The organism is Mesorhizobium ciceri WSM4083 (genome assembly GCF_000519305.1).
GTDB lineage: Bacteria > Pseudomonadota > Alphaproteobacteria > Rhizobiales > Rhizobiaceae > Mesorhizobium > Mesorhizobium ciceri_B.
The window spans coordinates 640,585-664,857 of the sequence record NZ_KI912610.1 but is presented as its reverse complement, the minus strand read 5'-3'; the positions used below and the strand labels follow the sequence as shown (position 1 = coordinate 664,857).

The following is a 24,273-nucleotide window of genomic DNA, read 5'->3' as shown; positions in this document are numbered from 1 at the left end:
TGTCTTCGGCGGCACCGCTTGTTACATGGAGTAATCGGCACCGCGACCGGCTTTCAGTTTCGCCGGTCTTGGTTAAAGAGGTCTCAACGAGGGAAACAATGGCAGGCAAAAAGAAGCCTCTCGTGGTCATCACGCGAAAGCTGCCCGACCCGGTCGAGACCCGCATGCGCGAATTGTTCGACGCCAGGCTGAATGTCGAGGACCGGCCGATGACGCAGCCGGAACTGGTTGCGGCGGTCAAGGAGGCCGACGTGCTGGTGCCGACGGTGACCGACCAGATCGACGCGGCGTTGATCGCCCAGGCCGGCGACAACCTCAAGCTGATCGCCAATTTCGGCAATGGTGTCGACAAGATCGATGTCGCGGCTGCGGCCAAGAGGGGCATCACCGTCACCAACACGCCGAATGTCCTGACCGAAGACACCGCCGACATGACCATGGCGCTGATGCTGGCGGTGCCGCGGCGGCTGGCGGAAGGTGCCAATGTGCTCACCGGCGACAAGAAATGGGCCGGCTGGTCGCCGACCTGGATGCTGGGCCGGCGCATCTGGGGCAAGCGGCTCGGCATTGTCGGCATGGGCCGCATCGGCACCGCCGTCGCCAGGCGGGCCAAGGCCTTCGGACTGTCGATCCATTATCACAACCGCCACCGCGTGCTGCCGGCCGTGGAAGACGGGCTGGAGGCGACCTATTGGGAAAGCCTCGACCAGATGCTGGCCCGCATGGATATCATCTCGGTCAACTGTCCCTCGACGCCGGCAACCTTCCATCTGCTTTCGGCGCGGCGGCTGGCGCTGCTGCAGCCCACCGCCTATGTCGTCAACACCGCGCGCGGCGACATCATCGACGAGGAAGCGCTGGTCAAGCTGATCCAGGACGGCAAGATTGCCGGCGCCGGCCTCGATGTCTACGAGCACGAGCCGGCTTTGAACGGCAGGCTGCTGAAGCTCGCCGCCAAGAACAAGGTCGTGCTTTTGCCGCATATGGGCTCGGCGACGCTCGAGGGCCGTATCGACATGGGTGAAAAGGTCATCATCAATATCCGCGCCTTCGTCGACGGCCACCGCCCGCCAGACCGCGTGCTGCCGCTTAGGACCTGACGCTGTCGCGGTGCAGTAGCCGTGCCCCCGCAAACCGTAAGATAAGACTTACAGGATAACTTTGCGCATGGTGATCGAGGTCGGCCTGGCATAGCCGTCATGAGCCGTCCGTTCAGTTTCGCGAAAGCCGAGGCGAGCAAAGGCCGCATGGTTCCCGGTCAACTCGATCCGCGTCTGGAGCTCGATGGCGAACTTGCCTCGGCTGCGGGCAAGGTCTTCGATCGCTTGCATCAGCCGCCGGCCAATACTTTGTCCCTGGCAGTCCGGCGCCACGGCGAGTTTGCCGACATAGAACTCTGTCACCTTTTCAAGGGCAAAGACGCAGCCGACGATCCGATCGCCCCTGAGCGCCACGAAGCCGGTCTCCCTCCGTGCCTTGTCCCGCAGACTGTCGGCGGTCAAAAGGTGGGCCGAGGAGGGCGGGTCGATGACGCCGTCCATCGAGGCGAAGGCACGCATGATCAATGCGAGCACATCGTCCCAACGATCGAAACCGGCCGGGATCCGCGAGATGGAGACAGCTTCGAGCCGGTCCAAGAATTCAGCTTCTCTTGTAGCGGATGGTGTCGAAGCGCGCCGCCAGCCCGTCATAGAGCAGCAGCCGGCCGACCAGCGGCTCGCCGACGCCGGTGATCAGCTTGATTGCCTCCATGGCCTGCAGCGTGCCGACGACGCCGGTCAGCGCGCCAAGCACGCCGGCTTCGGCGCAGGACGGCACCAGGCCCGGCGGCGGCGCCTCGGGAAACAGATCGCGATAGCCCGGGTTGGGCTTGCCGTCCTTGCCGTCCTCGAATGGCTTCAGCACCGTTACCGAACCATCGAAGCGTCCGACGGCGGCATGCACCAGCGGTTTCCCAGCGCTCGCGCAGGCATCGGCCACGGCATAGCGCGTTTCGAAATTGTCGGAACCGTCGACGACGATGTCATAGCGGGCGACGAGGGCGGGAGCGTTGTCCGTGGTCAGCCGGATTGCGTGCGTTTCAACAATTGTATTGGGATTGATGCGAGCGATTGCCGCCTTGGCGCTATCGGTTTTCAGCAGGCCGACAGTGTCGGTGCCGTGAATGACCTGGCGCTGCAGGTTGGACAGCGAAACGGTGTCGTCATCGACCACGCCTAGTGTGCCGACGCCGGCGGCGGCAAGATATTCAAGCACCGGCGCGCCCAGCCCGCCGGCGCCGATGACCAGCACCCGGGCCTGTTTCAGCCTTTGCTGGCCGGCGCCGCCGATTTCCGGCAGCACGATGTGGCGGGCATAGCGTTCGATCTCGTCTGCGGTCAGGGCGGCAGTGGTCATTGCCTGATCATACAGGGACGGAAAAACCTTGTCAGGGGTCTTCGGTTGGCCCAACCGTCCCATGGTCGACAGTCAGGAATTGCGCGCGTCCCTGGAGACTGGAAAACAGCGCCGCATCGGTTCCTGTCATGAACGCCTGGCAGTTCAGTTCCTCCAGGATGGAAAACAGCGCCGCGCGCCGCCGGCTGTCGAGATGCGCGGCGATCTCGTCGAGCAGCAGGATCGGCGTCATGCCCGACATTTCGCCGGTCAGCCTTGCATGCGACAGCACGATGCCGACCAGCAGCGCCTTTTGCTCGCCTGTCGAGCAGAGCTCGGCCGGCATCGCCTTGGGGCGGTGTCGAACCACCAGATCCGAACGGTGCGGGCCATCGAGCGTGCGCCCAGCGGCGCGGTCGCGCTCGCGGCCCTCGGCAAGCGTCCGACGGAAGCGTTCCTCGACATCGACCGCCGGTGCGGCGGCAATTTCGGCTTCCAGGTCTCCCGAAAGGCCGATATCGGCCTGCGGAAACGGTCCTGTGTCGGGCAGCCTGTCGATCATGGCGGCGAGAAGACGCACCATCTCGGCCCGCGCGGCGGCGATCGCCACACCGGTTTCGGCCATCTGCGTCTCGATAGCGTCGAACCAGCGGTCGTCTCGGGAGCCTTCGGTAAGCAGTCGGTTACGACCGCGCATCGCCTTCTCGTAGTCGATCGCACGTTGCCCGTGGCCGGGATCGATCGCCAGCACCAGCCGATCGAGAAAGCGCCGGCGGTCCGCGGCCGGCCCGGTGAACAACGCGTCCATGGCTGGTGTCAGCCACACCACGCGCAGCCATTCCAGCATGTCCTCGGCCGAACGTGCCGGAGCGCCGTTGATGCGCACCCGCCTGCCGCCTTCGCCGGCGGTGTCACCGCCGGAGATGCCTGTTCCGATCTCAACCTGGCCATCAGGTCCGTCGAGCCGGGCATGCAGCGCGAAGCCGCCGTCGCCGCCCTCGCGGGCGACATCAGCGTAGGGCGCGCGGCGCAAGCCACGTCCCGGTGTCAAAAAGGAGATCGCTTCGAGGAGATTGGTCTTGCCGGCGCCGTTGTCGCCGGAGAAAACCACGGCACCTGGCGCCAGATCGATCGTCAGCGCCGCATAGTTGCGGAAATTAGTAAGTGTTAGCTTACTTATGTGGTTCTGTACCGGCAACCGCTATCCGCCTATCGAAGTCGCCGTAAATATCGCGCTTGCCGCCGGTCCCCGACAGGACCGAAGTGCTGACACCGCGCCGCTACACCCGCATCGGCATCAGCACATAAAGCGCGGTCTCGTCGGCCATGTCGTGGATCAGCGTCGGCGAACCGGCATCCGCCAGCATGAACTTGGCCTCCGTGCCGGTCAGCTGCGCGGCAACGTCGAGCAGGTATTTGGCGTTGAAGCCGATCTCGATCGGATCGGATGAATAGTCAGCGGACAGTTCTTCGGTGGCGCTACCTGAATCCGGATTGTTGACCGCAAGCGTCACCTGACCCTCGCTGATCGACAGCTTCACCGCGCGACCGCGTTCGGAAGAGATGGTCGAAACGCGATCGACGGCGGCGGCAAAGCTCTGGCGGTCAATGATCAGCCTCTTGTCGTTGCCGGTCGGAATGACCCGCTGATAATCGGGGAAGGTGCCGTCGATCAGCTTCGAGGTCAAAACCACGCTGCCGATGGTGAAGCGGATCTTGGTGTCCGACAGTTCGGTGGTCACCGCGACATCCGGATCGTCGACAAGCTTCTGCAGTTCGCTCACCGTCTTGCGGGGAATGATGATGCCCGGCATGCCCTCGGAACCCGCCGGCGCGTCGATCTCGGCGCGCGCCAGGCGGTGGCCGTCGGTCGCCACCGAGCGCAGCTTCAGCTTGCCGCCGACCTCATGCGTGTGCAGGTAGATGCCGTTCAGGTAATAGCGTGTCTCCTCGGTGGAGATGGCAAACTGGGTTTTCTCGATCAGGCCTTTCAGGGCAACCGAGTCGAGACGGAAGATATGGGAGAAGGATCCGGCCGAAAGCTCCGGGAAGTCGGATTGCGGCAGGCACTGAAGGCGGAAGCTCGAGCGGCCAGACGTCACCGTCATGGCGTTGCCGTCCTCGTCCGTCTTCAGCATCACCTCGGCGCCGTCGGCGAGCTTGCGCACGATGTCGTAGAGCAGATGTGCCGGGACCGTCGTCGCCCCGCCGCGCTCCACCTTGGCGGGCGTCGCTTCGGTCACCTCGAGGTCGAGATCGGTTGCCTTCATTTCAAGGCTGGCGCCTTCGGCGCCGAGCAGCACGTTGGACAGGATCGGTATGGTGTTTCGCCGCTCGACCACACGGTGGACGTGGTTGAGCGACTTCAGGAGATTTGACCGTTCCAGGATAACACGCATGACGAAACAGGCTCGCTTGAATGAATGACGGGTCACCAGTGAGCGGCGTCCCGCGAAAGGTCTGAACAGGCTCAGAATCTGCGTAAACTGACAGGAAAAAACCAGCGAACGCAAGCCCGTGCCGCCGGTTCAGGCCGGCTGCGCGGGCTTTCTGGGGATAACGCGCCCGAAGTCCGCGAGCCAGTGTCGTAAAACCGAAATCCAGATCGCTTCCAGGCGGCGCCACGAGCCCGATCCAGGCCCAGCGCCGACGTTGTTTCGGTTCGGCCACTCCCGGAAGGTCAGGCCTGGTCGTTGATCAGCCGCCGCAGAAGCTCAAGTTCCTGCGCCAGCGTGTTGTCGTTGCCGGAAAGGTCCTCGATCTTGCGCACGGCATGCAGCACCGTGGTGTGATCACGGCCGCCGAAACGCCGTCCGATCTCGGGTAGCGAGCGCGGCGTCATCACCTTCGACAGGTACATGGCGACCTGCCGCGGCTTGACGATGGTGCGCGTGCGCCGGTTGGACAGCAATTCGGTCTTCGACACATTGTAGTGACGCGCCACAATGCGCTGGATGTCCTCGATACGGACACGCTTCGGCTCGCCGGTGCGATAGATGTGGCCGAGGATTTCGTCGATCCGGTCGATGGTGATCTGCGGCTCGAAGGATTGACGGAACAAAAGCTGATTGAAGGCGCCTTCCAGCTCGCGTCCGCTGCCGGTCACGGTGCGGGCGACGTGATTGAGGATCTCCTCCGAAATGTCGAGCGATGCGTCGTCGCTCCTGGCCGTGGCAAGGCGCAATTTGAGCATGCCGAGGCGCATGGCGAAATCGGGCGCCGACATTTCAAGCGCGACACCGCCATTGAGGCGCGAACGGACCCGCGGTTCGAGCGATTCAAGTTCCGATGGCGGCCGGTCGGCAGCGACGACGACCTGCTTGGCGCTGTCGAGCAGCATGTTGATGAGGTGGCAGAATTCATGCTGGATCGACTTGCCCTGCAGGAACTGCATGTCGTCGATGATGAGCAGGTCGATGTCGCGCAACTGCTCCTTGAGCGTCAGCGCGTTGTTGTCGCGGATCGCGGTGGCAAAGCGCCACATGAAATACTCGGCCGTGAGATAGACGACGCGCGACTTGGGGTTCTGCTTCAGCGATTCCGCGGCGATGGCCTGCAGCAAATGGGTCTTGCCGAGCCCGACGGTTGCGTGAAGGAAGAGCGGATTGAAGCGCACCGCGCTCGATTGCGATTCCGCCACTGCCTTGGCGGCGGCGAAGGCCACCCGGTTCGACGGTCCCTCGATGAAAGAGCCGAACGTGTAGCGCGGATCGAGCGGTGACCCCAGAACGTTGTGGCGGAATTCGCTCTCGATCGGTGTGCCCGGACGCGGAGCCGATGCGCGCTCCACCCGGCTGGGGCTGACTGTGCCGGCGGCAAGCGCCGTCTGCGTCTGCCGTGTCACCTTGCTGCGTGCTGGCGTTACCTCTGGCTCGGCCTGGGCGCGTCCCTGACGGGTTGCCGTGCGCACGACGATGTCGATCTTGAGAAGATCGGGATCCTCCTGCTTCCACAACTCGGAGATGAGGTCGAGATAGTGGCCGTTGATCCATGAGCGCAGGAAGGCGGTAGGCACCGAGATGCGGACAATGCCCTTGGAAGCCTCGGCGACCTTCATGCGGCCAAACCAGCTCGAATAGACTTCGGTTCCCAGGCGCGCCTTCAACTGGGTCTTGACCCTGTCGAATTTCTGTTCCGCGTCGCTGGACACCGCCATGTCGTTTGCTCCGATCAAAGTTCCAGGAAATGGGAGGTCGCCCGTAAGCTCCCTTTCGATGCCGCTCTGCATGATCTTTTCCTTGTCCTTCCGTACCTGTTTTCCACCGGGGATGCGCCTCCTGCACCCGGTTCCGGCGACCTAAGTCTTTGCCACGATGTCCGCTGCCGCCGCCGGCAGATGAACGTCGCCCATTATCCGTGGGAACCGGTGCCGGCCCATGGAAGCCAGTCCGCGTTGGGTATGTCAGGGCAATACAACACCGTCCGGCGAAAAGAGCGCCGGCGCGCCGTCTACCTGCCATGTCTAGTTACGCCAGTCCCCTACCGTATCGAAAAAGACAAACCAAACCCGTCCGCGGACTTGATCCGCGTTGCAAATCCCGCCAATTTGAGCTGGCCGATTCAGGCTTGGGTTAAGGGCCAGAGCCCGTCCCTTTCGATAGATCGACACTACCGAAATCGCTGTGGATAGGGCAAGGCCACGTCTAACGGATTTTTAAGGAATCTGGTTACTGGAGGTGGGTTCGAGTGGCGTGCCGCAACGGCACATTTTAACAAAGCCATTGTGATTCAAACCCTTTTCCGGCGAATATGAAAAACCGGACGCCGAGAGAAATATTCTGAAATAATTCGCTTGACAGCGACTTGTCCCCGATCGGGTCCGACCGGTGTGGACAAGCTGTGGATCACCATCCGTAAGTGTCTGAAAAATATAATCTATTTCTGACAGTTAAGAATCTTTAGGTCGGCCGTTTCAAGCATGCCGATCAACAGCACGCACGCATATGCCGGCAAACTATTCCTAAATGTGAAATCCCGCATAAGACGGCGTTTCCGGACATTCTTTTTAAGTGCTTGCCGGCAAACGAAAAAACCCGGCACAAACGGCCGGGTTCCAAGAACGTCAGTCTAGGCAAGTAATGTCAGGCCGACAGTACCTTGACCCGCTGAGCCAGTCGCGACACCTTGCGGGACGCCGTGTTTTTGTGGATCACGCCCTTGGTCGCGGCACGCATCAATTCCGGCTCCGCGATCTTGAAGGCAGCCTGTGCGGCAGCCTTGTCACCGGAGGCAAGCGCCTCTTCGACCTGGCGGATATAGGTGCGGACGCGCGAGCGGCGATTCTTGTTGACCGCTGCGCGGCGGACGATCTTGCGCGTTGCCTTTTTGGCCGAGGATGTATTGGCCATGATGCCTCTCTTCTGATCTGGTCGGCGCATGCGGGATGCCGCAGGGCGCAAAAAACAAACGGGCAGCCACGGGGCCGCCTCGGTTGGTGCGGCTTATAGTTCAGCTTTTCCGGCGCGTCAACGCTGCCTGGTCTTCTTTTTGGCGGCCAACAGTCATCTTCTTCGCAGCCAAGGGATTGGCGTCAGCGGTTGGTGAAATTCGGCTTCCGCTTCTCGGCAAAGGCCGCCATGCCTTCCTTCTGATCGTCCAATGCAAACAGCGAGTGAAACAGCCGGCGCTCGAACCGCAACCCTTCGGAAAGCGTCGTCTCGAAGGCGCGGTTGACAGCCTCCTTTGCCATCATCACCGATGGTAGCGAGAATGCGGCGATCTTGGCCGCGGCCTTCAGCGCCTCCTCGACAAGTTCGCCGGCGGGCACGACCCGCGACACCAGGCCAGAACGCTCGGCCTCGGCGGCATCCATCATCCGCCCGGTCAGGCACATGTCCATCGCCTTCGACTTGCCGACGAAGCGGGTCAGCCTTTGTGACCCGCCCATGCCTGGAATGACGCCGAGGGTGATCTCTGGCTGGCCGAACTTGGCCGTGTCGGCGGCGATGATGAAATCGCACATCATCGCCAGCTCGCAGCCGCCGCCGAGTGCATAGCCCGCCACCGCCGCGATAATAGGCTTTCGTGCCCGCGTCAGTTCCTCCCAGCCGACGAAGAAGTCTTGGGCGTAGGCGTCCGCGTAGGAGATGGACTGCATCTCCTTGATATCGGCGCCGGCGGCGAAAGCCTTTTCAGAACCGGTGATGACCATGGCGCCGATACCGGCATCGGCGCTGAAACCGTTCACGGCCGCCACCAGTTCGGTCAGGATCTGGGAGTTCAGCGCGTTGAGCGCCTGCGGCCTGTTCAGCGTGATCAGCCCGACCTTGCCGTGCGTCTCGGTGATGATCGTCTCATAGGTCATGGCTGCTTCTCCTTGCTCACGCTCGTCTGGAGCGGTTCATCGTTTCACGCAAACGCAGAACCGCTCCATCTCCCTGTCTTGACGCAATTCCGAATGGAAAACAGTTTCACACTTGGAATTGCTCTAACTCATCGCTGACACGTCCGGCAATAAAAGGTCGATCGGCCGCTCTGCACGACACGTTCGATGTGGCCGCCGCAGCTGGGCTTGGAGCAGGCCTCGCCTTCGCGGTCGTAGACGGCGAAGGCGTGCTGGAAATAGCCCAGCGACCCATCGGTCTGCATATAGTCCCGCAGTGAGGAACCGCCGGCTGCGATCGCATCCGATATCACCGAACGAATGGCTTGCGCGAGGTGTTCGCTTTGGGCCTGGGCTTTCTTTCCGGGCCTGGCGATCGTGCCCGCCTCGCGCAGCGGCGACAGGCCGGCGCGCCACAGCGCCTCCGACACATAGATGTTGCCGAGCCCGGCGATCAGCCTCTGGTCGAGGAGCGCTGCCTTCAGCGGTGATCGTCGCCCCTTCATCAACGAGGCAAGCAGCGCACCGTCCAATGTGTTGCCCGTAGGCTCGACGCCAAGTCCAGCCAGCATTGGATGAACGTCCGGCCCTTCGGCAAACAACATGAAGCCGAAGCGGCGCGGATCATTGAAGATCACGCGGGATCGGGCGCCTGCCGGAGACACGACATGGAAGACGACGTGGTCGTGATTGGAGCTCTTCGAGCGGTCGTGCCGGAAGATGCCGGGCATGTCGCTGCCATCGGCCGTCTCGATGCGGAATGAGCCCGACATGCCGAGATGGCAGATCAGCACGGGGCCGCCTTCCATGTCCATCGTCAGGTACTTGGCCCGGCGGCCGAGTGCCGTGATCGTCTTGCCGGTCAGTCGCTGCGCGAATTTTTCCGGAAATGGAAAGCGCAGATCCGGTCGGCGCGCCTCGACGCGGGCGATGGTGGCGCCTTCCAGAACCGGCTGAAGTCCGCGCCGGACGGTTTCGACCTCCGGCAATTCAGGCATGACCGCCGATCGCCGTATAGAAAGAAGCGCCGTAGCGTCCGGGCGCCAGCCCGAGATGCTCGGCCACGGTCTCGCCGATGTCGGCGAATGTCGTTCTCAGTCCGATGTCGCCGCCCTTGAGACCCGGTCCAGTGCCGATCACCGGAATGCGCTCGCGCGTGTGATCGGTCCCGCCCCAGGTAGGGTCGTTGCCGTGGTCGGCCGTCAGGATGAGAAGATCGCCCTGCCGCAGCCTCGCAAATGCCTCCGGCAGCCGCAGGTCGAAGGCCTCGAGCGCTGCAGCATAGCCCGCGACATCGCGGCGGTGACCGAATTCGGTGTCGAAGTCGACGAAATTGGCGAAGACGAGATCACCGTCGCCGGTATCATCCATCGCACCCAGGGCCTCGTCGAACATCGCCATATTGCCTGCCGCCTTGCGCACTTGCGAAATTCCGCGATGGGCGAAGATGTCGCCGATCTTGCCGACGGTGATGACACGGCTGCCACGCGCCGTCAGCCGGTCGAGCAGGGTCGGTTCCGGCGGGGGCACGGCGTAGTCATGACGGTTGTATGTCCGCTCGAAAGTGGCGGTGGTTTCGCCGACGAACGGTCGCGCGATCACCCGTCCGATCCTCAGCGGGTCAACCAGCCTGCGCACCACCTGGCAGAATTCATAAAGCCGATCGAGGCCGAAATGAACTTCATGCGCGGCGATTTGCAGGACCGAGTCGACCGACGTGTAGCAGATCGGCTTGCCGGTCCGGATGTGCTCCTCGCCGAAGCGCTCGATGATCTCGGTGCCCGGCGCATGGCAATTGCCGAGAATGCCCGGCACCTTGCCTTCGCGGATCATCGCCTCGGTCAGTTCGGCCGGAAAGGCGGGAACCGTATCCGGGAAATAGCCCCAGTCGAGGCGAACCGGCAGGCCGGCGATTTCCCAATGGCCCGACGGCGTGTCCTTGCCGCTCGAAACCTCCTGAGCAGCGCCGTGGAAGGCAGTGGTGAGCAGATCCGTCCCGCTGCTGGCAAAACCCAGTCCCGTCGCGGTTTCGGCAGCCTTGCCAAGCCCGAGCGAGGCCATGTGGGGGACAAACAGCGGTCCACTGCGAAGCCCTTCGCGATCCGCGCGCCCCTCTGCACAGGCTTCTGCGATGTGCGCGAATGTGTTGGCGCCGGCGTCGCCGTAGCGGTCGGCGTCGGCCGCTCCACCGATGCCGAAGGAGTCCAGGACGAAGAGGAAAGCGCGCGTCATCGAGTTGTTGCCAGTTTGACCGACCAGACATAGGGTTCCGCGACTTCATTGGCAATTCGGAAACCAAACGGCAACGGCTTGGCGTGATAGTCTGATGCATGTCGCCCAAAGGTGCGCAGCGGTTTTGGGCAACGACATGCACAAATGCACCGGCATGGGCATGGATCGAGGACAACAGACCGTGGTTCCTGTCATGAGAGTTGCGCTGAAGACTTATGCCGCTCTCATGCTGGCGCAGATCGCACTCTGGTCCAATCCGGCGCATGCCGACTGGCGCGATGATATCGGCACGTTTCGCATAGGCATCGTTGCCGAGCCAGGTGCCGGCAACGCCGTTCCGGGGCTGGCTGTGTTGACCGACGCCTACACCAAAGCATTGGGTATGAAGGTCGAATTTGTCGTTGCCCGCGACTATGCCGCGCTGATCGAGGCGCAGGCCAATTCCCGCATCGAATATGCGATCTATTCGGCCACCGCATATGCGACGGCCTCGCAACGCTGCTTATGTATCGAGCCGCTTGTCGCTCCGGTCGATTCAGACGGCTCGATCGGCATCCGCTCCGTTCTGCTGACGCGGGACGGCAAGCTGCCCGACCTTGCGGCGATGGACAGCCATCGTATCGCCATGGCGCCTTCGGACAGCGTCGGCGGTTCTCTCTTGCCATTGGCGGCGTTGGCGGCGGAAGGCCGCAAGATCGCGGAAGATGCACCGTTTCTGGTCCGTGCCGATTCGGCCGCGACGGCCGAGACGATGCTGGTCGATGGCAGCGCCGATGGCCTCTTCGGCTGGGTGACGGCCGCTGCCGACGGCCCGCGAGAACCGTCGGGCACGCAGGCGAGGTTGGAGGCGGCTGGGCTCTCGGTGACGGCGCTTCGTGTCGTGTGGACGTCGGGTCTGCTGAGATACGGCCCGCACGCGGTCCGCAGCGATCTCGACCCCGAAGCCAAGCGCCGGCTCACCGTGTTCCTCACCAACCTCAAGTCGACGACGCCCGATATCTACGACCTTCTGGAGTCGAAGCATCCCGGCGGCTTCGCCACCGTGGCGCCCAAAGACTACGAGATGGCCGCTGCTATCGTGCGCTTCGTTTCGGACCGCGGACAGCAGCAGTAGCTGGAGCGGCCTTGCGTAACGCCTGGCTGCCTCTTGTTCAACAGTCGCTGCAAGGGATCGTCACGCTTCTGCGGGGGCGCAGAAAATAGGTTTCGCCCATGGTTATGTTGCTGAAAGCCGAGGTCAGCCCAAGCTTCTGCTGACTGCTCGCGCTCCACGCGATGACCGGCGTATAGCCGAGGTTGCTTTCGACGCGGATGAGAAAAGTGTTGGCGACTCTGAGCGCCGCCGGGACCGTTGTCGCGGTGGTGGCGGCGGCGCCACGGCTGGCGACGCCGGCTACCAATTTGCGTGACCACACCACCAGTGCCTGTGTCCCATCGGCCGAGACCTGGATTGCCGTGATGGTGATGGTCGGGTTTGAGCGATTGTAGGGTTGAAGGGTGACGCTGCCGATCTGCATGATGGCGTCGACATCCGCTTTGAGGACGCTTGTCTGCTGGGTGACGAGATCGGCCACCATGCTGCCGATACGACTGACCTTCTTGCTGGTCTCGATGGCTTGCGACGCTTCCATTGTGAGGAAATACATGATCAGCAGAATTGGCATGATCAAAGCGAATTCGACCGCCGCGATGCCGCGGCGATCCGACCAGAATCGACTTGCTTTGCGCCAAACTCCCGTAATCATAAGATGTGCCCCCGCACGCATCATGCTCATTGCCCTTTTCTTATACTGCTCGTGCATTCCGCTCAGTTGTCGAACGGCTCGTTCTGCCAGGTCACCGATGCGAAATGCAGGGTCTTGTTGCCGCCCATCGATTTGGCCAGCAGGTCGGTCATGATCGGCCATTTGTAAAAGACCCGCAGCATGTTCCTCGACTCCGCCGCACCCGCCGTAGTGGAAAAGGGCACTTCGGTGGTGCCGTTCGTCAACTGGACATCGTTGTTCTTGATCTTGAAGCCGGCCGCCGCCGCGTCTGCGAATGCCGTGTATTGGCGAAGATCCACCATCAACTGAAGCTTGCAATCCTGGGCGACGATGATCTGCAGTTTGTTGCAGATCGTGGTCTTCAACCCGTCTTCAGTGACGGTGGCCGCCTTTAACTGGCCGGTGCGCAACTGTCGCGCGACATCGTCGGTGATGTTGGCCATCACTTCCTGCGCGGCAAACGAAATGCAGCTTTCCAGAATGGCGAAGACAAGCAGCGCGAAGGGGACTGAAAGGATCGCGAATTCGATTGCCGTGGCGCCGCGCCGGTCACGAAGGAAGCGGGCGAAAAACCTTCGGCGTCCCGCTCTGTGGTCGCCTGTGCAGCCGAATTCCGTGCTCATGTCCGATCCTGCCGATCTCGATGCGGTCTCGGAAGGAGCATTAGCGCAAACCAATTGAGGTCCGGTTTGGATGATCGTTAAAGTCGGCGCAGGCCTCTTAACCAGCCGATAACCGGAACGGCAGCCGATCACGCCACCTATCGGCTGACGCTCATCTCCGCTTCGGAAGACTTCTCCGCTTCGCTCTTGTAGGAGCTTTCGCAATAGGGCGTGCAGGACATCGTCTGGATTTCGGCACGCCGATAGATGCGCACCGACGAAGCGGCCTGCCGCACGACGGTAACCTGCTCGTCGACGATGGGACTGCCGTCGGTATCGAGCACGACCAGATTGGTGACGCCGAAGCCTTTGCCGGTGAGCACGATCGTCGAAGCGTCCTGCACCGAAGCGTCGGCGATTGCCGGGTTGCCGACCACGATGGTGTCTGCGGGGCGCGACAGTTTGACGATCTTGGCCTGGTTCATCGTGACCTCGATGCCGGCGCCGGCCATGGCGGGCGCCACGAAGCTCGAGACGGCAAGAAGCGCGGCAATCAGGATTGACGATCTCGGCTGGGCCATTGAGGCGCTCCACGCAGGCGGACTGATCAACGGAACATGAACGAGATTGGTGAATCAACGGTTAAGCATGCGATGTTGCCAATCGTGAGAATGGCCGGCAAGGGCGCCCGCGAGGCGCGGTCCGGTCGGGGCGCAAGCCTGCCAAACTCGGAACAGGAAGGCGCGGCGGTACTTTAGCCCGAAGTTAACCACGCAATATGTTCGAACCGGGAAAGGAATCGGTAAGGCTGTTTCTTAAGCCGATCGAAAGAGCTTCTCCCTAGATTGGCAGCATCCGATCAACCATCACAGAAGTTGACGGAAGTGCTGTAACACGTGGAGTAGGAGCTCTCGAATGTCTAATCTCATCGCACGTTTTGTGAAGGACGAATCCGGCGCGACCGCTATCGAATATGGTCTGATCGCCGCTCTCATCGCGCTCGCCATCATCACTGGCGCCGGCACGCTCGGCAATGCGCTGAACGCCAAGTTCACCAACATCGGCACCACCCTGAACGGCACGCCGAGCGGCAGCTGATCGGCTTATCGCCGAGCACTTGCATTACATTTCTGGAAAAGGGCCGCCGCGTGGCGGCCCTTTTTCTATGCCGCTGCCAATATAGGTCGTCTTTTCGTTCCTGGCCTCATCAATCGTTAATCGAACATACTTAGATTGAGCCCGTGAAATCGGACAATAGGCATGGCGCCGATGCTTGAAGCCCTGATCTTCGTCGTCTTTCCGTTCTGCATGCTGTTTGCCGCGATCTCCGACATGCTGTCGATGACGATCGCCAACCGCGTGCCGGTGCTGCTCGTCGTTGTCTTCGCGCTGGTCGCGCCCCTTACAGGCATGGACTGGGCGGCCTATGGCGGACACTTCGCCGCCGGCGCCCTGGTCCTGGCCGTGACGTTCGGCCTGTTTGCAATAGGCGGCATGGGCGGCGGCGACGCCAAGCTTCTGGCCGCAACCGCGATCTGGATGGGCCTCAATGTCAATCTCGTGGAGTATCTTGTCGCCTCGACAATCATCGGCGGCCTGCTGACGCTCGCGATCATCCTCTACCGGAAGTCGATGCTTGCGGCCGTTACCGGCCAAAATCCGTTTCTGCGCCATTTCGCCGACGAGGCTAAAGGCGTTCCCTACGGCGTCGCGCTCGGCCTTGGCGGGTTGCTGACCTATCCGGACTCGCCTTTGATGATATGGGCGCTGGCCAGGCTGGCGGCCTGACCACGATATATTTTATTGTCTGTCAGCATTGCCGAGCCCCGTTCTCAACAGGGCCGGCCCGGCCATTTTGGTCGTTCTGGCCAAATTCCGGCTAATTTATGTAAACCTTAAATTAATCACGATCGTAAGCATTACATTAACCTTGTTTTGACGATTGCCGCTGCAAAGTCCGGCTTGGCTACGTGGTTTGCCAGGGCAAGGGTTCGGACAGATGCCAGCATCGCGATTGATAATTCTGAGCGTGGCGGTGGCCGCGGCGGGTGGCGCTGGCTATGTCGCGAAGAACATGGTGGCACCGCCGCCCCAGGTCGCCGTCGATTCCGGCCCCCAGGCCCCGGCGGTGGCACTCCAGGATGTGCTTGTGCTTTCAGGCGACGTTCCGATGGGCAACCCGATCCAAAACAACATCGCCTGGCAATCCTGGCCCGCCGACGGCGTCAACGCGAATTTCATCACCCGCACCGCCGAGCCCGAGGCACTGGACAAGCTGAAGGGTTCCATTGCCCGTGTGGCGATGTATGCCGGAGAACCCCTGCGGCGCTCCAAGCTGATCGGCGAGGGTCAGAGCTTCATGTCGTCGATCCTGCCTTCCGGCATGCGGGCGGTCGCCACGGCCATCTCGGCCGATACGTCGGCCGGCGGCTTCATTCTTCCCAACGATTTCGTCGATGTCATCATGACCCGCAGGGCCGATGCCGCCAGCGGCTCCGCCGGCTTCAACACCGAGACCATCCTCAAGAACATCCGCGTCCTGGCCATCGACCAGACCATTCAGGAGGACGAGGAAGGCAAGAAGACCAGGGTGGGCCAGACCGCCACGCTGGAACTGACGCCCAAGCAGGCGGAGATCATCACCGTCGCCCAGCAGATGGCGGATCGCCTGACCCTGGCGCTGCGGGCGGTCGCGGACACGCAGGAAAAGAATGTGGGTGAGGCCGACTATCTCGTTTCCGGCAATGGCCGCAGGGGAACGGTGAGGTTGATCAAGTCGGGCGAAGTTTCCGAAGTGGGAGCAAGGAAATGAAGCTAGGTGGCAAACTGCCGGCAATCGTAGCCGCGGCATTCGGCCTGCTGCTCGTCGGAACGAACGTGCAAGGCAGCGTCGTCGAGGCAAAGAACGCGCAGGTCACGGCATCGACGGCCACCCAGCGCGTCAAGCTCGGCCTCAACAAGTCGGTGGTCATCGACCTGCCGAGCGATGCCTACGACATTCTCGTCGCCAACCCGGCGGTTGCCGATGCGGTGACCCGCACCGCGCGGCGCATCTATCTGTTCGGCAAGGCGGTCGGCGAGACGAACATCTTTGTCTTCGGCCCCAATGGCGAGCAGATCGTCAGCCTGGACCTGGCCGTGGAACGCGACGTTGCCGGCCTGGAGGATTATATCAGGCGCTTCCTGCCGACGTCGGCCATCAAGGTGGAACTGCTGAACGACAACGTCGTCCTGACCGGAACGGTCGACACGCCGCTGGACGCAAAGCGCGCGGTAGACCTGGCGACGATCTTCGTTTCGGGTGGTGAAGCGACGACGGGACAGTATTCGCAGACCGCCGCCGGCGGTTCGGCCCAAAGCGGTGTCGACATCAACAATCCGGACCAGGAGCGCCGCACCAGCAAGATCGTCAACCTGCTACAGATCATTGGCGACGACCAGGTCACGCTGAAGGTGACGGTCGCCGAAGTCAGCCGCTCCGTGATGAAGCAGCTCGGCGTCAATATGGTCGGAAGCGGCAGCTCCAACGGCATTTCCTATAGCGCGGCAAGCTCGCCTGCTTTCGGGTTGGGCAAGCCGCTTTCGGCTAGTTCCGGTTTGTTGCTGGGAGACGGGATCGGCAACGGCCTCCAGGCCTACATCAATGCCATGGAGCAAAGTGGCGTGATGAAGACGCTGGCCGAGCCGACCCTCACCGCCGTGTCCGGCGAGAAGGCAACGTTCAAGGTCGGCGGCGAGTACAATCTGGCCACCGGTCGCTCGAGCAATGTCTCGACCGACAATCAGACCGGCCTGACTACATACACGTTTGAAAAGATCGAATACGGCATTGGCCTCGAGTTCGAGCCGGTCGTGTTGTCGGCGGGGCGCATAAGCCTCAAGGTCAGGACGTCTGTTTCGGAGCCGACCACGGATGGTGCGCCGACCCTCGAAGGTTCGGGCACTCAACCCGGCATGACGATATTGTCGATCCGCAAAAGGCTTGCCGATACCACCGTCGAATTGCCTTCGGGCGGGTCGATGATGATCGCCGGTCTCGTTCGCGACGACGTTCGCCAGGCTATCTCGGGCCTGCCTGGCCTGGCCAAGATCCCGGTGCTCGGCTCCCTCTTCCGCAGCAGGGACTTCGTCCGCAACGAGACCGAGCTCGTCATCATCATAACGCCCTATCTGGTGAAGCCGGTGACCCGCAACGACCTTGCCAAGCCGGACGACAATTTCAACGCCGCCAGCGATGGCGCCGGCATGTTCCTTGGCCGCGTCAATCGCGTCTACGGCACCATGCAGACAGACAAGCCCAACGGCCGCTACCACGGCGTTGTCGGCTTCATCTACAAGTGAGCGGGGAAGCGGACATGTCTCAGTCAGCATTGAAGGCAAGCACCATCGCGGCAGCGATGCGCTTTGGCCGCTCGCGGGTCAGCCGGCGAGCCGTTCCGGTCCTGGCGGTTGCGGTGGCTGCGCTGCTGGCGGGCTGCGCCCAGCGCGATAGCATCACGGTCGGCGCCATTCCGGACGATTACCGCACCAACCATCCGATCGTGATCGCCGAGAAGAATCAAAAGATCGATCTGCCGGTTGGTGCCGGCGACCGCGGCATGACGGGCTCTCAGCGCGACACGCTTCTTGGCTTCCTGGATGGCTATGACAGAAGTGCCGCCCCGACGCTGACGATCCAGGTCCCTAGCGGATCGGCCAACGAGGTCGCCGCGAGCGCGGCGGCCCGTGATTTCGCCCGGCTCGCGATTGCCAGCGGCGTCAAGCGCAACCGGCTTGTCGTCACCTCGTATCAGGCTGCCTCCAGCGAGATATCCTCGCCGGTCCGCGTCGCTTATGTTGCGGTGAGGGCGCAGACCGACAAATGCGGACGCTGGCCAGCCGACCTCGTCGACACGTCGGAAAACAAGCACTATGCCGATTTCGGCTGCTCTTATCAGAACAATCTTGCCGCCCAGATGGCCAACCCCGCCGATCTCCTCGGCCCGCGCAAACTTTCCACCATTGATGCTGAAAACCGCGGCGCGGTGATCGATGTCTACCGTGCAAGAGGCATCTCGGACGAGTTCCTCGGCAATTCGGAAGTGACGTACTGAGCCGCCAGTCTCGGATAGAACAGGCCACGGGAAAGACCATGACGATGAGCAACCTTGCCTACGACGCCCCGGTGGACGGCAGCGATACCTCGCAGCAGGACATCGCCGCGATGCAGGCGTTGCGGCCGATCCCGCGGATTTCGATCCAGGCATTCTGCGAGACCGACGGTGTTGCCAACCCGGTCGAGCGCGCCGGCGAGGACCGCCGCATGACGAAGGCGCATCTCAAGGTCCATATGGGCGGCGTCCCCACTGCCATCGAATTCTACCAATCGGCGCCGACGCCCAATCTGATCCTGCTGGAATCGCGCAGCGAGCCCAAGCAATTGCTGGAACAACTCGCCCAGCTTTCGGAATATTGCGATCCGACGTCGAAGGTGGTGGTGATCGGCCACTACAATGATGTCGGCCTCTACCGGGAACTCATCCGCAGCGGCATTTCCGAATATGTGATCGCTCCGGTCTCGATGGCCGACATCGTCAGCGTGGTGTCGTCGATTTTCATCGATCCGGAAGCCGAGCCGCTCGGCCGCTCGATCGCCTTCGTCGGCGCCAAGGGCGGTGTCGGCTCCTCGACGATCGCCCACAATGTGGCTTGGGCGATGTCCTCCCTGTTCAAATCCGAAGTGGTCGTCGCCGATCTCGATCTGGCTTTCGGCACCGCCAACATCAATTTCGACCAGGATCCGGCGCAAGGCATCGCCGAGGCGGTGTTTTCACCGGAACGCATCGATGAGGTCTATCTCGACCGGCTGCTGACCCAGTGCGCCGAGCATCTGTCGCTGCTGGCAGCACCTTCGACGCTCGAACGGGTCTATGATTTCGATCCCGAGGCCTTCGTTCAGCTCATCGACACCGCCCAGCGCAGCGTACCGCTTCTGGTGCTCGACGTCCCCCATGCCTGGACGGGCTGGACCAAGAACACCCTGGTCAAGGCCGACGAGATCGTCATCACCGCGACACCGGAACTTGCCAATCTGCGCAACACCAAGAACCTGGTCGATATGCTCAAGCGGCTTCGTCCCAATGATCCGCCGCCCAAGCTGATCATCAACCAGGCCGGCGTCCCGAAGCGCCCGGAGATTTCGCCGTCCGATTTCGCCGAGCCGCTCGGCCTGTCGCCGATGTCGGTCATTGCTTTTGATCCGTTGCTGTTCGGCAATGCCGCCAACAACGGACGCATGCTTGGCGAAATGGATGCCAAGAACCCGGTCGTCGCGATGATCAACGAGATGGCGCATGTGCTGACCGGGCGCAGCGAAATCAAGGCCAAGAAGAAGGCCGGGCTCGGCAGCCTGCTCGGCAAGCTCTCGCGCAACAAGAAGTGACGCTTCAGCAGTGGAATCGGTAGTCGATCATGTTTGGTAAAAGAGGCAGCGACGACGGCAACCGGTTCACGCCGGAATTTCGCCAGCCAGCACCGGCGCCTGTTGCGCCGCCAGCTGCGGGTTCCATGGACACGGCGGTTCTGACCCGGCCCGCGGCGGCGCCAGGCGCGCCTGTCGCGCCGCCGGCGCGCCGTGCGGTCGAGGCGCCGCCATTGGCGCCTGAGCCGAAGCGGGCACAGCGCGAAAAGAGCGAAACTTATTACGATACCAAGAGCCAGGTTTTCTCCGCGCTCATCGACACCATCGATCTGTCGCAGCTTTCCAAGCTTGACCCTGAAAGCGCGCGCGAGGAAATCCGCGACATCGTCAACGACATCATCGCGATCAAGAACTTCGCAATGACGATCGCCGAGCAGGAAGAACTGCTCGAGGACATTTGCAACGACGTGCTCGGCTATGGGCCGCTCGAGCCGCTGCTCGCCCGAGACGACATCGCCGACATCATGGTCAACGGCTCCAGGAACGTCTACATCGAAGTCAACGGCAAGGTCGAACAGACCGGCATCCGCTTTCGTGACAACCAGCAGCTCCTCAACATCTGCCAGCGCATCGTCAGCCAGGTTGGCCGCCGCGTCGACGAATCCAGCCCGATCTGCGATGCGCGCCTTCCCGACGGCTCCCGCGTCAACGTCATCGCGCCGCCACTCTCCATCGATGGCGCCACGCTCACCATCCGCAAATTCAAGAAGGACAAGCTGACGCTCGATCAACTGGTCAAGTTCGGCGCCATCTCGCCGCAGGGCGCCGAAGTTCTCAAGATCATCAGCCGTGTTCGCTGCAACATCGTGATCTCGGGTGGTACCGGTTCGGGCAAGACCACGCTGCTCAATTGCCTGACCAACTATATCGACCGCGAAGAGCGCGTCATCACCTGCGAAGACTCGGCCGAGCTGCAATTGCAGCAGCCGCATGTGGTGCGCCTCGAAACCCGCCCGCCCAATCTGGAGGGCGAGGGTGAGGTGACGATGCGCGACCTGGTCAAGAACTGCCTGCGCATGCGGCCCGAGCGCATCATCGTCGGCGAAGTGCGCGGACCCGAGGTGTTCGATCTTCTGCAGGCGATGAACACCGGCCATGACGGCTCGATGGGCACGATCCACTCCAACAGCCCGCGCGAATGCCTGAATCGTATCGAATCCATGATTGCCATGGGTGGTTATTCGCTGCCGCAGAAGACAGTGCGCGAAATCGTCGTCGGCTCCATCGACGTGATCATCCAGGCGGCGCGCCTGCGCGACGGATCGCGCCGCATCACCCACATCACCGAAGTGATCGGGATGGAAGGCGACGTCATCATCACGCAGGATATCGTCCTCTACAACATCAAGGGCGAGGACGCCAACGGCAGGCTGTTGGGTGAGCACGTATCGACCGGCATCGGCCGTCCGCATTTCTGGGAGCGTGCACGCTATTACGGCGAAGAGCAGCGTCTCGCCATTGCGCTCGAGGCGATGGAGAAACGCGCTGACTGACGTATGCTGGGGTGTAAGGGTTCGGGCCAATGTTTGGAATTGACGGCACAGTACTGGCGTTTGTCGTGCTCGCCGGCTTCAGCGCCGGCGCCGTAGCTTATGCATTTCTGTTCACCCGGATCAGCAACGAGAAACAGGTCGGCAAGCGGCTCGAAACGATCAGGACTGCCGAGACGGATCGCTCCGTCGTCAAAGCCTCGCGCGACCGCGTGGCGGAAGCCACCAAGCGGCGCAAATCGGTTCAGGATTCTCTCAACGAACTCGACGCCAAGCAGAAAACCAAGGACAGCCGCGTTAAGAAACCGCCGCTGAAAGCCCAGCTTCGTCAGGCCGGCCTCAAGACCACCATCGAGCGTTTCTATATATATTCCGCAATATGCGGCGTCGTTTTGACGATTGTCGCCTTTGTGGCCGGAGCCCCGCTGATCGCCTTGCCGGGCGTGCTGCTGGCCGGGGGGCTGGGCCTGCCGCGCTGGTTCGTCACGTTTCGCCGCGCCCGCCGGGTCAAGGCATTCCTCAACGAATTTCCAAACGCGCTCGACATCATCGTGCGCGCGGTCAAATCCGGCCTGCCGCTGAACGACGCCGTGCGCCTGATCGCCAACGAATCGCCTGAACCCGTGAAGGCCGAGTTTCGCCGCATCGTCGATTCACAGCAGATGGGCCTCTCTATCCCCGATGCGACCTTGCGTATGCCCGAAACCATGCCTTGCACCGAGGCAAGCTTCTTCGGCATCGTTATCCAGATTCAATCGCAGGCCGGCGGCAATCTCTCCGAGGCGCTGGGCAATCTTTCGCGCGTGCTTCGCGATCGCAAGAAGATGAAAGCCAAGGTCGCGGCGCTGTCGATGGAAGCGAAGGCGTCCGCCGCGATCATCGGTGCGCTGCCCTTCATCGTCGCCTTTCTCGTCTACCTGTCGAGCCCGGCCTACCTGATGCCGCTCTTCAACACCAGCGTCGGGAACCTGATCCTTGGTTGCTCTGCGGTCTGGATGTCGATCGGCATCCTGGTGATGCGCAAGATGATGAACTTCGAAGTCTAGGATGCTGGCATGACCGAGCAAGTCATCAAGACCCTGACGGATCCGAGCTTCCTGATCGCGATGCTGGTCGCGATAGCGGTGTTTGCGACCGTCTTCACCTTGCTGCCGGCGTTTGGCGGAAACCAGCTGAAGTCACGCATGAAATCCGTTGCGCTGGAACGCGACGAACTGCGTGCGCAACAGCGCGCCCGGCTTGCGGTCGAGGCCGACCGCCGTCGCAAGGGCTTGCGCGAGGAACAGTCGGTCGGCATGCGCAACATTGTCGACCGGCTGGATCTGAGACGCGCGCTCGCCGATGAAGGCACCTTGCAGAAACTCAAGGTGGCCGGCTTTCGTGGACAGAACCCGCTGACGCGGTTTCTTTTCTTCCGCCTCGTGCTTCCCTTTGTCGGTTTCGCGCTGGCCGCAATCTACATCTTCGTGCTCGGAGGACTGCCCGACAAGCCATTGGTCATCAGGCTGTTCGTCTGCATCCTCGTTGCTTACGGCGGCTTCTACGCGCCAGTCGTCTACGTCAACAACCGCGCCACCAAGCGCAAGCAGTCGATCCAGATGGCATGGCCGGATGGGCTCGATCTGATGCTGATCTGCGTCGAATCGGGCATGTCGGTGGAAGCAGCACTGCGCAAGGTCGCCGACGAGATCGGCGCGCAATCGGTGGCGCTGGCGGAAGAGTTCATCCTCACCAACGCCGAGCTTTCCTATCTGCCGGAGCGCAAGCAGGCCTACGAGAACCTGGCAAGCCGCACCGGCCTGGATTCGGTCAAGTCGGTGTCGCAGGCGCTCGTCCAGGCCGAGCGTTACGGCACGCCGGTGGCGCATGCACTACGCGTGCTTGCCGCCGAAAGCCGCGACATGCGCATGAATGCGGCCGAGAAGAAGGCGGCCGCCCTGCCGCCAAAGCTCACAGTGCCGATGATCCTGTTTTTCCTGCCGGTGCTTTTCGCCATCATCCTGGGTCCCGCCGGCATTCAGGTCAGCCAGCGCGGTATCTTCGGCGATCATGCGGCGCCGGCAACAAACGCCCAGTAGCGGCAAGGTAAATTCCTGCATCCAACCTCAAACGAAGAAGCCGCGCTGCATGCAGCGCGGCTTCTTCGTTTGAGGTTGTTGGGATTGTGATCTCAGTTGGTCGCGGACTTCGGCTTGTCCTGATCCTTGAGCTGGCTCCAGGCATTCTGCTGGGCCAGCATCTGCCTGAGATAGGCGACATTTGCCTGCGCCTGTTCGGGCGACAGTTCCTGTGAGGCGATCTTCTCGGCCTCGTCGAAACGGCCTTGCAGGCCGACGACCAGTGCCAGGTTCTGGCGGACGCGGCTGTCCGCGTTCGGCTGCTGCGCGGCCGAGCGCATATAGGTTTCGGCGGTGCGCAGGTCACCTTCCAGCACATACGACATGCCAAGATTGGAGAGCACGGAAGGCTCGTTCGGCTTGAGATCGAGTGCCTTGCGGTAAAGCCGGCGCGCATCGTCCTTCTGACCCGTCTGGTCGAGAATGGCCGCTTCGGCCGAAACCAGCTTCCAGTCGGGATATTCCGGTGTCTGAGCACGGCGCACCGCGTCGAGCGCCGCCTCGAACTGGCCATTGGCGGCCAGCGCCTTGCCATAGGAGGCAAGAACGTCACGATCCTTGGGCAAAGCGATGGCGAGTTTGCGCATCACGGCCAGCGACTGATCGGCGTCGCCATCCATCTGCAATGCCGCCGCATAGTTCGTCGCTATCCGCTTGTCATTGGGATTCTTCGCGTAGGATTGGCCAAGTGCGCCGGTGGCATTGTGCAGTTCGCCGGCCGACATGCTTTCCAGCGGTTTGCCGCTGGTGCGTGCGATAGAGCCGGTGGACAGCTTGTCGGTTCCGCAACCGGCGACGCCCGCCGTCAGCGCCAGCACAAGAGCCGTGGTGATGAGCCGTTTTCCTCTGGCATTGATCCTGCGGTTGGTCGGCATGGCACCCTAAGCCTCCATTCATGCGCGGCCATT

Annotated in this window: 24 protein-coding genes; 11 read left to right on the top strand and 13 right to left on the bottom strand. The window is 62.1% G+C overall.

Going from position 1 to position 24,273, the window contains the following annotated elements; translation table 11 throughout:
* The first annotated feature begins 98 nt into the window (after nucleotides 1-98).
* Nucleotides 99-1,100, top strand: a complete 1,002-nt coding sequence (locus tag MESCI2_RS0129250) for a 2-hydroxyacid dehydrogenase (RefSeq protein ID WP_027039564.1) — start codon at nucleotides 99-101, stop codon at nucleotides 1,098-1,100.
* Nucleotides 1,101-1,148: 48 nt separating this feature from the next.
* On the opposite strand, the gene MESCI2_RS0129245 is transcribed toward MESCI2_RS0129250, so the two are convergent.
* From MESCI2_RS0129245 to MESCI2_RS0129205, 9 genes are all read right to left on the bottom strand, one after another.
* Entirely contained in the window at nucleotides 1,149-1,637 is a 489-nt protein-coding gene (locus tag MESCI2_RS0129245; RefSeq protein ID WP_027039563.1) for a GNAT family N-acetyltransferase, read from the bottom strand.
* A 4-nt stretch (nucleotides 1,638-1,641) separates the two neighbouring features.
* A complete protein-coding gene (locus MESCI2_RS0129240; RefSeq protein ID WP_027039562.1) occupies nucleotides 1,642-2,397 on the bottom strand; it encodes a molybdopterin-synthase adenylyltransferase MoeB in 756 nt (251 codons plus the stop codon).
* Nucleotides 2,398-2,428: 31 nt separating this feature from the next.
* Nucleotides 2,429-3,574 (bottom strand): DNA replication/repair protein RecF, encoded by a 1,146-nt coding sequence (recF, locus tag MESCI2_RS0129235; protein ID WP_027039561.1) that lies wholly within the window; start codon nucleotides 3,572-3,574, stop codon nucleotides 2,429-2,431.
* An 82-nt stretch (nucleotides 3,575-3,656) separates the two neighbouring features.
* On the bottom strand, nucleotides 3,657-4,775 hold the full coding sequence (gene dnaN / locus MESCI2_RS0129230; protein ID WP_027039560.1) for a DNA polymerase III subunit beta: 1,119 nt from the start codon (nucleotides 4,773-4,775) through the stop codon (nucleotides 3,657-3,659).
* A 281-nt stretch (nucleotides 4,776-5,056) separates the two neighbouring features.
* Nucleotides 5,057-6,532 (bottom strand): chromosomal replication initiator protein DnaA, encoded by a 1,476-nt coding sequence (dnaA, locus tag MESCI2_RS0129225; protein WP_245270492.1) that lies wholly within the window; start codon nucleotides 6,530-6,532, stop codon nucleotides 5,057-5,059.
* A 925-nt stretch (nucleotides 6,533-7,457) separates the two neighbouring features.
* On the bottom strand, nucleotides 7,458-7,724 hold the full coding sequence (gene rpsT, locus MESCI2_RS0129220) for a 30S ribosomal protein S20 (protein ID WP_027039558.1): 267 nt from the start codon (nucleotides 7,722-7,724) through the stop codon (nucleotides 7,458-7,460).
* Nucleotides 7,725-7,906: 182 nt separating this feature from the next.
* On the bottom strand, nucleotides 7,907-8,680 hold the full coding sequence (locus MESCI2_RS0129215; protein ID WP_027039557.1) for an enoyl-CoA hydratase: 774 nt from the start codon (nucleotides 8,678-8,680) through the stop codon (nucleotides 7,907-7,909).
* Between the two features lie 128 nt (nucleotides 8,681-8,808).
* Nucleotides 8,809-9,696 carry a bifunctional DNA-formamidopyrimidine glycosylase/DNA-(apurinic or apyrimidinic site) lyase gene (gene mutM / locus MESCI2_RS0129210; protein ID WP_027039556.1) on the bottom strand — a complete coding sequence of 296 codons (888 nt, stop codon included), beginning with the start codon at nucleotides 9,694-9,696 and terminating at the stop codon, nucleotides 8,809-8,811.
* Complete coding sequence (locus MESCI2_RS0129205; protein ID WP_027039555.1) at nucleotides 9,689-10,930, bottom strand: phosphopentomutase; 1,242 nt, start codon at nucleotides 10,928-10,930, stop codon at nucleotides 9,689-9,691. Before MESCI2_RS0129205 ends, mutM begins: the two co-directional genes overlap by 8 nt.
* Nucleotides 10,931-11,123: 193 nt before the next feature.
* Here MESCI2_RS0129205 and MESCI2_RS0129200 point away from each other — a divergent pair, with 193 nt between their 5' ends.
* Nucleotides 11,124-12,044, top strand: coding sequence for a phosphate/phosphite/phosphonate ABC transporter substrate-binding protein (locus MESCI2_RS0129200; RefSeq protein WP_027039554.1), 921 nt, complete (start codon nucleotides 11,124-11,126; stop codon nucleotides 12,042-12,044).
* A 37-nt stretch (nucleotides 12,045-12,081) separates the two neighbouring features.
* Here MESCI2_RS0129200 and MESCI2_RS0129195 read toward each other — a convergent pair whose 3' ends face one another.
* From MESCI2_RS0129195 to MESCI2_RS0129185, 3 genes are read right to left on the bottom strand one after another with little or no spacing between them, the layout of a single operon-like run.
* Nucleotides 12,082-12,699, bottom strand: coding sequence for a TadE/TadG family type IV pilus assembly protein (locus MESCI2_RS0129195; RefSeq protein ID WP_027039553.1), 618 nt, complete (start codon nucleotides 12,697-12,699; stop codon nucleotides 12,082-12,084).
* Between the two features lie 38 nt (nucleotides 12,700-12,737).
* Nucleotides 12,738-13,451 carry a TadE/TadG family type IV pilus assembly protein gene (locus tag MESCI2_RS0129190; RefSeq protein WP_346558283.1) on the bottom strand — a complete coding sequence of 238 codons (714 nt, stop codon included), beginning with the start codon at nucleotides 13,449-13,451 and terminating at the stop codon, nucleotides 12,738-12,740.
* A gap of 5 nt (nucleotides 13,452-13,456) precedes the next feature.
* Nucleotides 13,457-13,879 carry a pilus assembly protein N-terminal domain-containing protein gene (locus tag MESCI2_RS0129185; RefSeq protein ID WP_013533687.1) on the bottom strand — a complete coding sequence of 141 codons (423 nt, stop codon included), beginning with the start codon at nucleotides 13,877-13,879 and terminating at the stop codon, nucleotides 13,457-13,459.
* Nucleotides 13,880-14,213: 334 nt separating this feature from the next.
* Between MESCI2_RS0129185 and MESCI2_RS0129180 the strand changes: the two genes are divergently transcribed.
* The 9 genes from MESCI2_RS0129180 (at nucleotide 14,214) to MESCI2_RS0129140 (ending at nucleotide 23,326) form a co-directional block, all read left to right on the top strand.
* Nucleotides 14,214-14,396, top strand: coding sequence for a Flp family type IVb pilin (locus MESCI2_RS0129180; protein WP_023811379.1), 183 nt, complete (start codon nucleotides 14,214-14,216; stop codon nucleotides 14,394-14,396).
* Nucleotides 14,397-14,567: 171 nt separating this feature from the next.
* Nucleotides 14,568-15,086 carry an A24 family peptidase gene (locus MESCI2_RS0129175; RefSeq protein ID WP_027039551.1) on the top strand — a complete coding sequence of 173 codons (519 nt, stop codon included), beginning with the start codon at nucleotides 14,568-14,570 and terminating at the stop codon, nucleotides 15,084-15,086.
* A gap of 211 nt (nucleotides 15,087-15,297) precedes the next feature.
* A complete protein-coding gene (gene cpaB, locus MESCI2_RS0129170) occupies nucleotides 15,298-16,110 on the top strand; it encodes a Flp pilus assembly protein CpaB (protein WP_027039550.1) in 813 nt (270 codons plus the stop codon).
* Nucleotides 16,107-17,639 (top strand): type II and III secretion system protein family protein, encoded by a 1,533-nt coding sequence (locus MESCI2_RS0129165; protein ID WP_027039549.1) that lies wholly within the window; start codon nucleotides 16,107-16,109, stop codon nucleotides 17,637-17,639. The genes cpaB and MESCI2_RS0129165 overlap by 4 nt, the downstream gene beginning before the upstream one ends.
* Before the next feature lie 14 nt (nucleotides 17,640-17,653).
* Complete coding sequence (locus tag MESCI2_RS0129160) at nucleotides 17,654-18,391, top strand: CpaD family pilus assembly protein (protein ID WP_027039548.1); 738 nt, start codon at nucleotides 17,654-17,656, stop codon at nucleotides 18,389-18,391.
* Between the two features lie 38 nt (nucleotides 18,392-18,429).
* On the top strand, nucleotides 18,430-19,719 hold the full coding sequence (locus MESCI2_RS0129155) for an AAA family ATPase (RefSeq protein ID WP_032901418.1): 1,290 nt from the start codon (nucleotides 18,430-18,432) through the stop codon (nucleotides 19,717-19,719).
* A gap of 29 nt (nucleotides 19,720-19,748) precedes the next feature.
* Nucleotides 19,749-21,251, top strand: a complete 1,503-nt coding sequence (locus tag MESCI2_RS0129150; RefSeq protein WP_027039546.1) for a CpaF family protein — start codon at nucleotides 19,749-19,751, stop codon at nucleotides 21,249-21,251.
* A 29-nt stretch (nucleotides 21,252-21,280) separates the two neighbouring features.
* Complete coding sequence (locus MESCI2_RS0129145; RefSeq protein WP_027039545.1) at nucleotides 21,281-22,294, top strand: type II secretion system F family protein; 1,014 nt, start codon at nucleotides 21,281-21,283, stop codon at nucleotides 22,292-22,294.
* 9 nt (nucleotides 22,295-22,303) lie between these two features.
* The gene (locus tag MESCI2_RS0129140; RefSeq protein ID WP_027039544.1) at nucleotides 22,304-23,326 is read left to right on the top strand and encodes a type II secretion system F family protein; all 1,023 of its coding nucleotides are present in this window, start codon (nucleotides 22,304-22,306) and stop codon (nucleotides 23,324-23,326) included.
* A 92-nt stretch (nucleotides 23,327-23,418) separates the two neighbouring features.
* Here MESCI2_RS0129140 and MESCI2_RS0129135 read toward each other — a convergent pair whose 3' ends face one another.
* Nucleotides 23,419-24,240 (bottom strand): tetratricopeptide repeat protein, encoded by an 822-nt coding sequence (locus tag MESCI2_RS0129135; RefSeq protein ID WP_027039543.1) that lies wholly within the window; start codon nucleotides 24,238-24,240, stop codon nucleotides 23,419-23,421.
* Nucleotides 24,241-24,273: the final 33 nt, after the last annotated feature.